Below are 14326 nucleotides of genomic sequence, written 5' to 3' on the forward strand. Positions count from 1 at the left end.
GCTCCTGTCCTTGGTCGAAATGTGGGGTGTTACGGGTGTTGGTAACTGCTCAGGCAGGCTGAGAAGAAAGCTTCATCCGGCTCGGTCAAGGCCTGGGAGCTCGCCAGCGTGAAAATCAACACGTTAGAAGCCGTAACAGGGAATACAGCCTGACGTTGGTGCAGGGTCTGGCCCTTTTGCGGATGATAGCGGGAAAGCAGCGTAATGCCGTGGAACAGGCCATCGCCCAATACGGCGGGCTGTTCGTCGAGAGCCTGGTACTTGCGCAAGCCTTTTTGCAATACCTCACGCTGACGGGCCAGGTAGGCAGCAAAGTCTTCGTCGGGGCGCAATTGGTCACGGGAGATGTTAAGCGATGGCCCTGATGGCGCGATCAGAATGTTGACGGTCTGCTCACGGTATCCGGCAGGCAAGGTAATGCTGCCTTCGGTGAAAACACAGCGGGGTTCTGAAATGGGGGCCATCCTTGTGCTCCATGCAAAGTCCTTATCAATGGGGCGTAGATTTACCACAATGTTGAGCCAAAAACGATAGTGGGAGGGATAATAACATTAAGAAATTTGTAGATTTCCATGAGAGATCACTAAAAAACCAATAATGACAAGATTCACTACACCTCGCCAAACCTCCCTGAAATATTCCTTCATTGTCTCCAGATGTCTACTCACCTCCATCATTGAAAACTAACGTATTTCAATGAAAACAAAAGAGAAAAGCACATTGAGGCATTACGTGGGGTGCTTTCTAATGGCCAACGAAAATGAACTGCCCAAGTGGCAATAACCTGGAGAAAAAACAATGCAACCCTACCCAATGTCGACGTATAGATCGTACTTAGATCTCCCATCAGTGGATGCTGTTCCGTATCAGCGTATACCACTCAACCTCAGGAATGCTATCTGGAGCGTACAGAACAAAACCAAAGCCCCTTTACCTTTGATTGTTGCTGCAGCCCTGACGCCAGTTGCCTTAGTTTGCCAAGGCCTGATTGACGTTAGCCCCGCAGAAGATCTGGTATTCCCGGTGTCCTGTAACTTTTGCACAGTGGCAGATTCAGGTGAACGCAAGTCAACAGTCGATAAGCTTTTTATGGCCCCGATTCATGACTATGAACGTACAGCCAGCGTGCAATATCAGGCAGCCTTGCAATTGTATTCGCTCAACCTGGAGACCTGGAAGGTGGAATTCAAAGCGTTGAAGGGTCAGCTTGCCAAGCTGGTAAAAAAAGGTCAGCCCACTGATGCCATAAAAGCTCGCCTGATGGAACATCAACGCAATGAGCCGCAGCCACCTACCCAGGTGCAATTGCTAGCTAATGACATCACACCCGCGGCGTTGCAATATCTCTTGCACAGCGGTGGAGGGTCATTGGCTTTGCATTCGGCAGAAGGTGATATTCTGCTAAGTGGCCAGGCCTTGCAGAACCTGGGGCTACTTAATGATTTGTGGGATGGTGCATCATTCTCGGTGACGCGTCGCCAATCCGAAAGTTTTACGGTTCATGATGCACGTTTGAGTACAAGCCTGATGGTGCAGGCTGCGGTATTGCAGAAATACTTAAAACATTCCATGGAACAAGCTCGTGGCAGCGGATTCCTGGCTCGTTATTTCTTTGCGGCTCCACAATCAACCATCGGTACTCGTGTCGGCCATACCATGGAGAACTACCAGCAATGGGTTGCCCCGTATTACCAACGCTTAGAACAGTTGCTGATGCAATATACGGATAAACTGGCGATAGGTGACAAAAGCCGGATTACGCTCACCTTTACCCCAGAAGCACAGCGTTACTGGGCAAACCTGTGTGAGAACATCGAGCGCCAGTTGTTACCAGATGGTGACTATTTTGCCATCCGTGATTTCGCCAGCAAAGAAAGCAACAAAGTAGCTCGCCTGGCAGCACTGTTCCATTATTTCAATGGTGATGACGGGGATATCCCTGTACATACCGTGGAAACAGCTCAGGCAATATGTCAGTGGTATTTGAACGAAGCGCTGCGCCTGTTTGCACCAGCACCTGTGCAGCCCCCGCATGTCTTGGATGCGGATTTGCTCAGCCAGTGGTTGCACGAACGTTTTCAGGATAGTAATGGCCAGCCAATGACGAGATCCTGGATGCGTTCACGCGTTCCCAATGCGCTGCGCCAACCAGGACGCTTAGGACCAGCACTGGATTACCTACATTACAACCGGCGAGTACATGTCTGGCGCAAGGGGAATACAACCTACATCTCCCCACCGCCATCTATTACCCAATCTGTTTTTACTCGCTAATCCCCTTTTACCTCACGCAGCGTCCTTACTTTGGGCGCTGTATTTTTATACATTCACACCCGGAGGGGCGTGAGTTACCTTGTGTTAACCCTTGCCTCATTTTCTCGTGAAATGTCACTTTTTTATTTTTCCCACAAGGTTGCTACTGCTTATTTTGCTGCATTAAGCAAAATAAGCAGCTATTGAGGTGGGTTGTCATGGAAAAAGTCATTTTAATCAGCATGGTTAGTACGTTATTGTCAACCCGCTTTATTGGTAACAATGACATTTCACAGCGTAAAAAGGTGACTGTATGATGGGCGATGCGCAAGGCAATGTGGTGGAACAGGAAGTCGAACAATGGGTCTATTTCTCCCAACTACTGTCATCTGCAGGGTGTGAAAAGCATAAAGCGACACCGGGTGAGGCACGCTGGTTTAACATCAAAAATTATTCTTTTGTTGCTCAAATGCCATTGAGAGATCTGGTTTGCGAGCTGTCGGTACGGAGGGAACTATGCCTCATTGCCACCAATGGAATTAGCGGAGGCGCAATCACCAAAGCGCTGTCTGAAGAGCTCTACGCAGATATCATTTCAGGGAAGGCTGTAATCGGGGATCGTTTCAAGCCACATACTGCAGTGCCCGAGATAATCTATCTGGCCGATGGACCTGACACACCACCTCAACAGTTAGAAGTACCTGTTCGTGAATTGAACGTTAAAGACATCCGTACCTGCCATAATGCATTGGAAGGGGGTGAACGAACCTTCCCACTCCACCCTTGTTATCAGTACCGAGCGGCCAAAATAGACGGCGAAACACTACTTACAGCACTCCAACCACCCGACGTCGAGTTGGTTTACCTTTCTGTAGATCCGTTTTGCACTGAGTCCCAGCTAGTGGCGGCTTTTAAAGAAACTCTGGCCAAGTTACGTACTCAATACAATATTTTTAGTGGTTCCAATCGCACCAAACCGCTAACGCGAAGAAAAATAATTAATATTCAATTGCATAGCATAATACCGTTAATGGATTTACTACTATGGCAATTCAAGAAAGGGTGGCACTTGCCGCTTGAGCAGATCTACAAGATGCTGGAAGGCAAGCCTGTCGATACTCCCAACAAAGATGTCGAATATCACCGAACCAATTTCATCAAAACAAAACTATCCGGCTTTGAGAAGATAATTTCCCAAGGAACATTCGAACAACTATTGAGCACATTGCGGGAGAATGAACATCTGTATGATCTGAGCATCCGCAATCTGATCGATGACGAATTTATTTTCTATAAAAAATAAATATTGCAATATAAATTTTAAATTATTTGTTTATAACGAAACGCTGCCCGACATTGTTTATGCTCCATTTCGAGTTCAACAAACACAAACAACGAGGGTATTACCAATGAAAAACCAACCTATCAACAACCAGTTAGTCGACATGAAGTTCCTCTGCAAGCACTCCGGTCTGTCTCGCGCCTACTTCTACAAACTGATCGCGAATGGCCTGTTTCCAAAACCTCTCAAGTTCGGTCGCGCAAGCCGCTGGCAGAACGGCGACTACCTGGAGTTACTGTCTGAACTCGAAGCCAAGCGTTCCTCTGGCCCTGCCCAAACGTGCTAAAGGGAAATGCGTACCGATGTATGGTGCAAATTCACCCTTAGCTCCGGTGATTTATTTCACCAACCAGTTCACTAACTTGCCATAACGGTATTAACCCGGGGATACCGTCTATAGCTGGTGGGTGAGGGCTTAACGATATCGACTGTCATGCCATAGACCACTGACTACAACTTCAGTATTCAGGAGTTTTTATTATTGATAGCTAACTAATAATCACAATATGGTTTTAATTGAAATATAACACTGCCTAACCAACTCATTATTAATGAGTTGTTGTACCTCTGACATCATTAGCCAGAGGGCCTATTCAGGCTGGCAGGCATGAATCGTCAAACGCTTATTAATGTAATCGCAGTCATTCCCCTGTTGTGGCAACACCACAACGGTAGGTGTCCTGCACCCGTAAATCACAATCCCCCTTTATTGGTCATTACCGATAAGGGACATATAAAGGAATGATGCAGCATGAGTGACAATGACTTCGCACTATTGGAATCAACCAGCATGCACCACCCTGACGGTGATACCACACTATTGGTAACGGCAGATTACGATACCGTAATAACTCAACTACGTGTGTTGTCAATATTGCGCAGAGCAGTAGCTTCTGAGCAAAAAATCGTCAATCGGAAGGGAAAGCTGACGCTGGCAGGGCATTACCTGCAGGAAGCTTTGGAAACACTACCAAGACTGATTTCTTCCATCGGTGAATACCAGCAACTGCATCCAACAATCGAAACTTTCCGTCAAGGAATGGAACGCTGTAGTTTGGCATTCCCACTCACTCTGGTTGCATGCACCCATCAAGAAATTGCGGTGTTAGAACAGCTCTTAACCTGGTTTCGAGCTGAAGCGGGCTCAGTAAAGCATCAACGCCAGTTGCGTAACTTCCAACGTGCAGCCAGTAAAAACCTGCGTGGGGCTTTGGCCTATGTCGATTACTTATTTGAACGCCTCGCCCGTTTATCGGTGATCCGGCTTGACCTTTCTTATCTAAAAACGGTGGCGAAAACCGTGACAGCTACTGAAACACGCCAGCATCGCAGGCGCCTGTTTAAACGCGTGCAATCTCATCCTCTATTCCAACACTGTGTTGGTTATCTGTGGAAGCTCGAATATGGACTGCATAAAGGTTTCCACTACCACACCTGCCTTTTCTTTGATGGTAGCCGTATCCGCAATGACATTTCCCTGGCACGTCATATCGGGCAGTACTGGAAACAGGATATCACCGGTGGTATGGGGCTCTGTTTCAACTGCAACGCTAACCAGCATGCCTATACGCATTCCGGCATCGGTGACGTTCACTACCTGGATCATGCGAAACGAGCCGCATTACAGAAGGCCATTACTTACCTGACCAAGGCTGACTCGGTAGTGCGCCTGACACTACCCGGAAATGCCCGCACATTTGGACGCGGAGAATGCCTTGTGCAATCAGGAGCTAAACGCGGCAGACGCCGCCAGCCATCCTAATCAACTAATGCAGCGTAATCACCCACTTTACATCCTAAAGGTAATTAAAATGAATAACCGTAACACACTGTTTTCCATGGACTCAGATAATCATCTAGCCCACTTGATGCTGTCGACAAGCCTGACTGCGAGAGATGGCTCTGCCAACACCCGCTGGCTGACAGGGGATTATGACCGGCTGATTGAACCACTGTTACTTCTGGAGATATTAGAACGCAATCTGACTATTCAAAACGTAAATGCAGAAGCATTACTGGAGATCTATAGGCGTTTACTGAGCTCAATGGATGCCTGGAAAGGGCTCCGCACTTTCCATCCAACCCTCTCACGTTTTGCTGAACTGGTTATGCAGGCTGAGCAAAGTATCCCTTCGGCTGGTGATGTTGATCTTGAACTGCGCCAAAGTGTGGCAACAATATCCCAGCACCTACAGTCTGATGAACATAAACGGCTGGTGGCAGAGTGGTTATGGGCAGGAGATAGAAATCTGCGAATTGGGCTCAGAGCCCTAGTGGCGATCACCTTAAATTATCCATCCTTTGTCGCTGTTGGCGTTGAACTGGCCTATGAGCATGCAAATACTCCGCTAGAACAGATGGTACAAGATCGCCAACAACTTTTTAGCGAAATTAGTAACATACCGGAGCTCGAGCATTGCATTGGCGCGTACTGGCATCTGGAATATGGCCTGCAAAAGGGCTACTACTTGCAGTGCGTGTTTTTCTTCTCAACGAAGGAGCCTGGTGTTGGGCCTGTATTGGCGCAACGTCTCGGTGAACACTGGCAAGACACGGTAACAAAAGGTGATGGTCGTTACTATGCCAATACCCGCGAGCAGACCGAGTATCAGTACCCTGGCTGTATCTATGTACAAGAGAGCAATCACGATATTCTGGAACAGGTGGACTGGTGGCTGAAGTGTATGACAAACCTGGATGTATACTTTCCGCTAGTGTTACCTGCAGGTGAGTCAACATTCGACACGCAAACATTTAAATATTATTTGCGCTCACAGGACGACTGGACGGACGTCTCTCTCTTCGAAGCTGAAGTTATGAGCGAATGGTACGAAGGCATGTGCAATAAGGCATAGCACCGCACTGAAAAACTGCGTCACATCTAACTGAATAAGCTAGGTATTCAAGACTATCTCGACAGGAGCTTGGCTAACAGCCAAGCTCCTGTCCCCCTATTTACAGTGTGAAGTCTGATTTCAGTAAGGTACCGGATGAATTTCAACACCGTCTGTCAACCCGCATTCGTTGGAAAGGATCGTCAGGCAAAATCGCAGCACCTTGCCGGGATATTGCTAGGGAAATAAAAATGCTGCGCCAGCGGCTTAAATAGGCGCTGGAGAACGGACCGAGGTAACAGCGCTGGATGGTTTGTTTTGGTTCGGTATGCAGCGAATCACTGCCGACGTGGAAATGCTCAGACAAAAGGGATGCATATTGCGACCTCAGAGGTTAAGGCATAGGACGGTCTCAGCGCTACCATCCGGCCCATACCGGTATACTGCGGAGTCTAATACGCTCATTGTCTGTATTAGCTCAGACTGGATCTGACAGCATTCTCTGGCAGCACGCCATCAGATCTGACAGTCCGCTCTGAGCGAGAAGCGGACATTGCTGAGGATACCCCCTCCTAACTCTAAGGTCGTTGTCGTCTTTGTTGTGCAACGATTCATCGCAATATAACATTATTATTTTTCATAATTTCAATTACTTAGCCCCCCAAAAGCACCCATTATTTTCCATTTTTCATAGTTTCAGAAAGTAAATATCATCAACACAGAAAGCTAACGATGCTGCTCTAAATCTAAGATAGAACAGCATGCAAGATTAGCTGAAGTTAGACATTTTTTAACCTGCAATATCACTTTGTCAGAGGAATCACTCCTGTCATCGTAATTGGGTCTGTATTTCCGTTACTTAAAGTAAAAAAACCCAATCTTTTTTCTTCGTCAACCAAATTAAACATCGCTGTATGATGGTGTTTTACGCTGACATCTTTAGAATACAGTCTGAAATTAGAACCATTTAATTCTATTTCTACCGACAAACCTGAAAAATCCAAGTCAAAGCAACCAGAAAGTATTTTTTGATCTGAAGAAGGAAAACTACCTTTATAAATTATATTATATTTAGGATTAAAGTAACGAATAAGACCGGCTTCAGATAGACAAACAATTTCCTTCTTAGAAAGAGGGGTGTCTATTATGCTTTTAAGACGCGCAAGATCTTCCTGACCACTTATACATGTTTTATCAGCCCCATTAAATGAACTAAAAAGAATATAATCGCTATATACTAGAGTGAGAATATATATTTGATCATCAGGAAAATCATTCATTGTATCAGCCAGAATCTTCTGAAGCGTTGAATGACTCCTTAAGCGCTCAATAGCAGTTCTCTTTCCATCTGCATAGGCTTGGCCGACATATAATACTTCTAAATCGTAATAAATTGGATTGCTTGTAAATAAGGCTAACATTTCGCTTGGCCAATATCTTTTCCACTCACCACCAGCATTGACAGTTTCAATTTTTCTATGTGGATAACTGGAAACTCTTAAAGCAACCTCATCTTCTATAAATGCAAAAGGAAATGAATACTCCGATACTACCTCGGTTCCATCAATACGGCTAATAACTTTACCAGTAACCTGATCTACACTGATAACCGGTTCTTCATTGCTGCAATTTGTTTTAGGCTTTTTACATATAAGATAAATATGGCTATTATCTGATATATCCTGATGAGCATCATTCATTTTACCTTCGGCATGTAACTGATCAGGTGTTAACATCAACCAACCATTTGAAGTAATACCAACAGAAAACTCTGAGACAAATTTTCTTTTACCTATCATAACGATCTCCTGAAAGGATGAATTATGTATCTAAACTTACAAAAATCGTAATTAAAGCAACGTTTTTATTGAAACCAAAAAAGTCGATAATTTTTATATCCCTCTGATTTTTCGACAATTATATTAGGAATCAATTTTTCCATCAATAGTAACACTATGAAGCAACTGTAACTTAAAGTGCGTACAGTCAAGAATCCCCGCTAGCGGTGATGGCGGGCGACAACTTTTGACAACTTACTCTCATCACTAACTGACGGACCTGTTCCCGCTTGAATAACACATTGTAATGTCAGCAATGTCTGCTCCTGGCACCGAGCTGCCATGCTAGATTAGGTTAAGCTCTGTGCTGTGACAATGTCAGATCCAGTCTGAGCTGATACACATTGTCATTGCTGTTATCTTTTCCTAGTGTGCTTTTTTCGACCATAGAAGCGCTTATGAAACACGTATTTATTTGTCGCCCAACAAGCCGTCACCAACCCGATTCACTCTTGTGGGAGTTCGGGCGGTGGCTCCAGATTCATCACACTAACTTTGGTACACAGAACACCGATACATCCCTAGATCACCAGTACCAGTCTTACAACTGACGCTGCTCCAGGCTGGTATAAATCGTCTTGATTTCACCTGTTAAGCTTTCGCCACGGTACACCATCGACGTATCGTAACGTTGATACTTCTCTTCTCGCGCGGCGCTGAACCAGTTAAACGAACCTACACACAGTAGCCCCTCGTCCCCAATAACAATTTTACTGTGAACGCGATTGACCAGCTTTGTAGTGATGCCCATTTCGTTCAGCTTTTCCAACGCGGCATAAAGACGCTGCTGTTTCTCTTTACGTTTTTGGTAATCAGCATGTTCGATATTGAAGTTTTTGTCCGTCACCACGGTGATATCAATGCCGCGCGAGCGCGCCTGGATCATCGATGCCAGAAAGCCTGTTTGTTCTAGCTTTTGCCAGGTCAACCATGGAGAGACGACAGTAATATTCTTCCCGATAGTGCCGAAGGTCTGGTTCAGAAACGCATCATGCTGCTCCACACCGTGTAAGGTCGAGATCTGCGTTTGTGCTACGCTTAAATCCTTGCGTTCCTTATACTCAAACTGCAACGCGTTGCTTTCAGACGCGAAAAGGTATTTTGCCAGTAATCCCCTGGGCGATGACGCCGGCTGGATCTCGAACAGATCCATATCACCGAAGACCAGAAAGCTGTCTTTAGCGCGCGAGACGGCGACGTTCAGCATACTGGTATCGCTGTCGATAAACCCGCCATCCTCATGTTTGGAATAGACAGAGGAAAAGATCACAATCGCTCTTTCCGCCCCCTGCAGAGAGTGCACAGTACCAACGGTCAGCGAATCCTCACCACCACTACAGATAATGTCGAGCTTACGCAAAGCTGCTTTGATGGCGTTGACCTGCATCGAAAACGGCGTAATAACCCCCACCACCTTATGCAGTGGTTTGCCATAATGACGCTCAATTTCCTCTTTGTGCACCACCAACCAGGCCGCTATTGTCTCAGCCTCAAAGGTATTGTAACGGCTCCCGCCATTTGCCTGCTGACCCAAACCATCGATATGCAGATAACCCATCGCAGGAAGAAGCGTCTCTTTTTCGCCGCCTCGTTTCGGCTGTAGCTTGCCGTGGTAGCAGAGTGCGTTACAATAGCCGATGATGTTATCGAAGCAGCGACGGTGCTCGTACAGGTACATCCCACGGGCCAGGTCCGGATCGTACTGATAGCGTGAGTTAAACTGAGCAACCTTCATGACACTGCCCGATGCTGCGCTTTTACCTGAATCACACATCAGCGCATAGGCATCTGTCAGTTCTTCCTGCGTGCCGCCGGGGAGAATGTTCTCCTCCACCATATTACCAATATCAATGCCGGGCAAACTGTTCCAGATAGGCGCGATTTGTTCCGTATCGCCAATCACTAACGCTTTTTTCGCCAGAGCGAATGAGGCCGCAGCCACCTCCGGGAGCACCTGACCGGCTTCATCGACGATCAATAGATCGGCAAAATTATAAAAATAATTATCATCAAATTTCTTAGCCCCACCAACATACTCACTAATTATCAGATGGTAAGGCAGCATATAGCAGGTCATCACCACGCAGGGGGTGAGCTTCATTCTGCGCAGCCAGCGTGCTTTAACAACTTTCGCCCCTTTGAGCGTTTTTTCTTTTCGAAGATCGTCAATAGCGGCCATATCCATCAGCCAGCGACCTTCCCAGTAGTGGGTGGCCAGCAGGAACGCCGGGAAACGGATCTGCGTATCGGCAAGCTCATCGGCTCCTGCCAGATTCAGTTCCTCTTCGTCCGAATGCCCCAGCGACTGGGCCAGATCGTGCCAACGTCGGGCAGCCTGGCTTTCACGTCGGGAAACGTCCTGCGCAAGATCGATTTGCTGCTGATACTCACCTTGCTCTTTTTGCGCCTGAGCAATAAGACTATCGATAAAGGCATCGATGCCTTCCGGCGCACTGCCCTGGAACAAGGCCATTCTTGTGCCAAATGTCCCGTCCAGGAAGAGGTTAATCTGATAGTAGCGCTTAGTGCGAACAGCCGAAACCCAGGAGAAGAACGCATACACCATCGACTCAGCGGCGCGATATTGTTGCCACTGTTTTTTGCCTTGGGTTAACAGCGCGATTTCTTTGGTGTTATCGAGCAAAGACGCTTTTTTATCCTGAATATACTGGTTGAGATCTTCGCTGATGGCGTTCCGCTCCTGGCGGATGCGGCTCAGACTGTCCCATGCTGGCTCGATTTGCTTAAGCTTCGCGGACTGCTCGGTTAGACGCTCATGCAAAAGATCCACAACGCGTTCAGGGGAGCTGCACTCTGCCGACGGAAACGCCGCCTTTGCCCTTTCAAGATAGAAGAACTGTGCATCTTCAACATACTCTAAGGATTCAACACGGTTAAAAAAATCATCCGTCTGGTATTTTTTTGCGGAGTCAGCCTTACGGCCTGAAGACGGAAAGTAAGCGCCATAACTTTTTAATTCAGGCAACCAACGCCCTGCCATTGCTCCGGTGCCAGTGGCAAAATCTTTACCGAAGGCTTCAATAATGTTGGTCACGGCTTGGTTGTTGGTTGAGGTGGCAATCACTACCGGCGGTTCGGTTTTGTTAAGAGCGGCTCTTGCCCATTCAGTGGCAATGATCGAGAGAAGCAGAGTGGTTTTTCCGGTTCCTGGTGGGCCGTTAACGGCGAGGATATCACCCTGCTTTTGGGTGAGATAATGGCTCAGAGCATCGCGCTGAGCTACTGCAAGCGGGAACTTATCGCCGGAATGTCCCAAACGCTCGCTAAATTTTGCATTGTTAGCAAGGAGAGGTTCCACGGGGAGCATTTCCGTCGAAGCAAAGCGCGCCAATAACGGAACCTCTTTTTTACACATCAGCAGATGATCGTACATGGGAAGGATATGGATGCTGGCCCCGCTGATCTGATTCCCTTTGATAACATAGCCATATCCGGCCGGTTCGTATTGCTCGCGGGTGGCGATCCATTTTGCGGCCACGTTTTCCAGAAGATTGTTTGCCTCAGTCAGGTACTTTTGCCACTGCTGCTGATACCTTGCATGCCGTTCCGCCCGCTGCTCATCATTTTCCTCGTGGCGTTGTTGTTCGCTATCCGCACCAAAGGTGACCGAATTATGCGTGGTTTTGTATCTGTCATATTGCACCATCTCGCCAATTGAGAAAGTGCCTTTGGGGAGCGGTTCAAGTAGATCACGAGGAATAGTGGTTGGTGCGGTGGGGAACAAAAAGCCTTCGCGGCTCAGGAGGGCTGAAGTCACCAACGGTGTGACAAGACCCGGCGCGCCTGCCGTCTGCTCTTTACCATGCTTTTGCAGCCGGAACCAGGCTTTTGGTCGTAACAATATCTGGACGGTTTTGACTGCGTCACCTTCTCCCTTAAAGAACGTACGAACGATCTCCTCATCCAGCCGCCCTGTAGTAATGTCCAACCACCGGGTGAATTTTTCAGCATCTTTACGCTCAAACGACCCTTTGCCAGATTCAGCATCTGCTAAAGAGTTACGCCAGTATGATGCGAACCCTTGAGTGTTCCTGTCCATTGCCCACCCCATAACTTAATAAAAATTGTTGATTTACTTGATATAAACTCAATACGTGGTTAAGCATTGTCCACTATACGAGCTGGATCGCAATAATTTATTTATGTTTTAAAGGCTAGTAGGATTGTCTACCGGCCCACGGCATTCCAACTCTAGGGCGGGGTCAGTCCATTGACCATCTGTATAAATATCATTTCAACTTAAAAATGTTCATTTGATACAAAATTTTGATGTAAGATTCTCAGTATTAAATACAAAGATAAGGACCATTATGATCCGTTGCCATCTTGCTCGGCTCATGGGAGAACATAAGATGCGGATAGCCGATGTGGCCAGGGATACCGGTCTTAGCCGCAACACCATCACTTTGCTCTACAAAGAGACAGCCCAGAAAGTTGACCTCGAAGCATTGGACAAACTTTGCTTGTTTTTTGACTGTGAAATTCATGATTTGCTGCAAAAGGTTCCGGCGTCACAGAATCGACAAGAGAAAAAACAATGACACTGATTAACCTAAAAGATCTTGAAGCCCATCTTTGGCATGCAGCCCACATCATCACTGGGCCTATCGATGCATCAGATTACAAAACGTACATTTTCCCCATCTTGTTCTTCAAGCGCATTTGCGATGTGTATGACGAAGAGTTCGTCGAGGCGATGGAAAGCGTTGGGGATGAAGAGCTTGCCAAAGGTGAGATGTTTCACCGTATTCAAATTCCTGAGAACTGCCACTGGCGTGACGTTTTTGCCGAGGTTAAAGACCTGGGGCAGGCTTTAAAAGATTCCTTTCGTGGTATAGAACTGGCCAATCCTAAACTGCATGGCATTTTTGGTGATGCCAGTTGGACCAACAAAGAACGTCTTTCTGACGAATTGCTAGCAACATTGCTCAATCACTTCAACAAGGTAAACCTCGGTGTTGGCAGTGTCCGTGATGATGATATGGGCCGTGCATACGAGTACTTGATCAAACGTTTTGCTGATAAAGCCAATAAAAAAGCTGGTGAGTTTTATACCCCACGTACTATCGTTCGTTTAATGGTCAACATTCTTGATCCAAAAGCAGGTGAGAGTGTTTACGATCCTGCCTGTGGTACCGGCGGTATGCTGCTCGAGACCATTCACCATGTGAAAGAAAACGGTGGCGACCCGCGCCTATTAAAAATCAAAGGTCAGGAAAAAAATCTTACCACCGAAGCTATTGCGCGGATGAACTTGTTTCTGCACGGTCAGGAAGATTTCGATATTGTTCGGGGTGATACCCTACGCGACCCTAAGTTTATAAAAAATGATCGTCTAGAAACTTTCGATTGTGTTATCGCCAACCCGCCATTCAGCTTAAAAGAGTGGGGCTATGATCTGTGGTCAAACGATCCCTATAGTCGTAAGCAATATGGTCTAGCACCTAAAACTAATGGTGACTTTGCCTGGGTGCAGCATATGTTTGCCTCACTCAATGACAATGGCCGTATGGCTGTGGTATTGCCGCATGGCGTACTGTTTCGTGGTGGTGCCGAAGGCGCAATTCGTACCAAGTTACTGCAAGAAAATCGCATCGAGGCCATCATTGGCGTCGCTGCTAACCTTTTCTATGGAACGAGTATTCCTGCGTGTATTTTGGTGCTGCGTAAATCGCGTCCAAAGGCACACAAAAATCACGTACTCATCATCAATGCTGAAGAAATCTATACCAAAGGGCGCGCTCAAAATACCTTGTCCAACAATCAGGCTGATGAGATCTATCGCATCTATCAAAGCCAGGAACAACAGGGGCCGGCGGCACAAGAAATCGAAGGTGTTGCACGTTGGGTTCCCTTAAACGAGATTGAAGAAAACGACTTCAACCTCAATATCTCTCGTTATGTGCAAAAGCCACTGGAAGAAGAGACCATTACCGTGGAAGAGGCGCTCAAAGATTTTCAACAAAAGCTGGCTGCCTTGGAAAAAGCGGAAGAAGAACTAGAAACCCTGCTGATCAAAGAAGGGTTTGAGATATGAG

10 protein-coding genes are annotated in these 14326 nt (G+C 46.8%); 7 read left to right on the top strand and 3 right to left on the bottom strand.

The window, feature by feature from the left end:
• Positions 1-29: 29 nt before the first annotated feature.
• Positions 30-464, bottom strand: coding sequence for a DUF1795 domain-containing protein (locus ACMV5I_RS06600; protein ID WP_414823951.1), 435 nt, complete (start codon positions 462-464; stop codon positions 30-32).
• Positions 465-798: 334 nt separating this feature from the next.
• Here ACMV5I_RS06600 and ACMV5I_RS06605 point away from each other — a divergent pair, with 334 nt between their 5' ends.
• The 5 genes from ACMV5I_RS06605 to ACMV5I_RS06625 all read left to right on the top strand — a co-directional run bounded on the left by ACMV5I_RS06605 (position 799) and on the right by ACMV5I_RS06625 (position 6450).
• On the top strand, positions 799-2274 hold the full coding sequence (locus tag ACMV5I_RS06605; protein WP_414823952.1) for a YfjI family protein: 1476 nt from the start codon (positions 799-801) through the stop codon (positions 2272-2274).
• A 292-nt stretch (positions 2275-2566) separates the two neighbouring features.
• Positions 2567-3556 (top strand): DUF6387 family protein, encoded by a 990-nt coding sequence (locus ACMV5I_RS06610; protein WP_414823953.1) that lies wholly within the window; start codon positions 2567-2569, stop codon positions 3554-3556.
• A gap of 106 nt (positions 3557-3662) precedes the next feature.
• Positions 3663-3881, top strand: a complete 219-nt coding sequence (locus ACMV5I_RS06615) for a helix-turn-helix transcriptional regulator (protein WP_414823954.1) — start codon at positions 3663-3665, stop codon at positions 3879-3881.
• Positions 3882-4346: 465 nt separating this feature from the next.
• The gene (locus ACMV5I_RS06620) at positions 4347-5357 is read left to right on the top strand and encodes an inovirus-type Gp2 protein (RefSeq protein WP_414823955.1); all 1011 of its coding nucleotides are present in this window, start codon (positions 4347-4349) and stop codon (positions 5355-5357) included.
• 49 nt (positions 5358-5406) lie between these two features.
• Complete coding sequence (locus tag ACMV5I_RS06625; protein WP_414823956.1) at positions 5407-6450, top strand: hypothetical protein; 1044 nt, start codon at positions 5407-5409, stop codon at positions 6448-6450.
• Positions 6451-7232: 782 nt separating this feature from the next.
• On the opposite strand, the gene ACMV5I_RS06630 is transcribed toward ACMV5I_RS06625, so the two are convergent.
• Positions 7233-8228 (bottom strand): hypothetical protein, encoded by a 996-nt coding sequence (locus ACMV5I_RS06630; protein WP_414823957.1) that lies wholly within the window; start codon positions 8226-8228, stop codon positions 7233-7235.
• 580 nt (positions 8229-8808) lie between these two features.
• Positions 8809-12327, bottom strand: a complete 3519-nt coding sequence (locus ACMV5I_RS06635) for an AAA domain-containing protein (RefSeq protein WP_414823958.1) — start codon at positions 12325-12327, stop codon at positions 8809-8811.
• A gap of 271 nt (positions 12328-12598) precedes the next feature.
• On the opposite strand from ACMV5I_RS06635, the gene ACMV5I_RS06640 reads away from it, so the two are divergent.
• Both ACMV5I_RS06640 and ACMV5I_RS06645 read left to right on the top strand, forming a co-directional pair.
• Positions 12599-12829: a helix-turn-helix domain-containing protein gene (locus ACMV5I_RS06640; protein ID WP_414823960.1), complete on the top strand. Its 231-nt coding sequence runs from the start codon at positions 12599-12601 to the stop codon at positions 12827-12829.
• Complete coding sequence (locus tag ACMV5I_RS06645; protein ID WP_414823961.1) at positions 12826-14325, top strand: type I restriction-modification system subunit M; 1500 nt, start codon at positions 12826-12828, stop codon at positions 14323-14325. Before ACMV5I_RS06640 ends, ACMV5I_RS06645 begins: the two co-directional genes overlap by 4 nt.
• Position 14326 lies beyond the last annotated feature (1 nt).

It is taken from the genome of Serratia sp. T13T92, assembly GCF_047530105.1.
Taxonomy (GTDB): Bacteria; Pseudomonadota; Gammaproteobacteria; order Enterobacterales; family Enterobacteriaceae; genus Chania; species Chania fonticola.

Excerpts from the sequence above, each read along its gene's own strand:
- ACMV5I_RS06600 (WP_414823951.1), bottom strand. The coding sequence starts at position 464 with ATGGCCCCCATTTCAGAACCCCGCTGTGTTTTCACCGAAGGCAGCATT.
- ACMV5I_RS06605 (WP_414823952.1), top strand. The coding sequence starts at position 799 with ATGCAACCCTACCCAATGTCGACGTATAGATCGTACTTAGATCTCCCA.
- ACMV5I_RS06610 (WP_414823953.1), top strand. The coding sequence starts at position 2,567 with ATGATGGGCGATGCGCAAGGCAATGTGGTGGAACAGGAAGTCGAACAA.
- ACMV5I_RS06615 (WP_414823954.1), top strand. The coding sequence starts at position 3,663 with ATGAAAAACCAACCTATCAACAACCAGTTAGTCGACATGAAGTTCCTC.
- ACMV5I_RS06620 (WP_414823955.1), top strand. The coding sequence starts at position 4,347 with ATGAGTGACAATGACTTCGCACTATTGGAATCAACCAGCATGCACCAC.
- ACMV5I_RS06625 (WP_414823956.1), top strand. The coding sequence starts at position 5,407 with ATGAATAACCGTAACACACTGTTTTCCATGGACTCAGATAATCATCTA.
- ACMV5I_RS06630 (WP_414823957.1), bottom strand. The coding sequence starts at position 8,228 with ATGATAGGTAAAAGAAAATTTGTCTCAGAGTTTTCTGTTGGTATTACT.
- ACMV5I_RS06635 (WP_414823958.1), bottom strand. The coding sequence starts at position 12,327 with ATGGACAGGAACACTCAAGGGTTCGCATCATACTGGCGTAACTCTTTA.
- ACMV5I_RS06640 (WP_414823960.1), top strand. The coding sequence starts at position 12,599 with ATGATCCGTTGCCATCTTGCTCGGCTCATGGGAGAACATAAGATGCGG.
- ACMV5I_RS06645 (WP_414823961.1), top strand. The coding sequence starts at position 12,826 with ATGACACTGATTAACCTAAAAGATCTTGAAGCCCATCTTTGGCATGCA.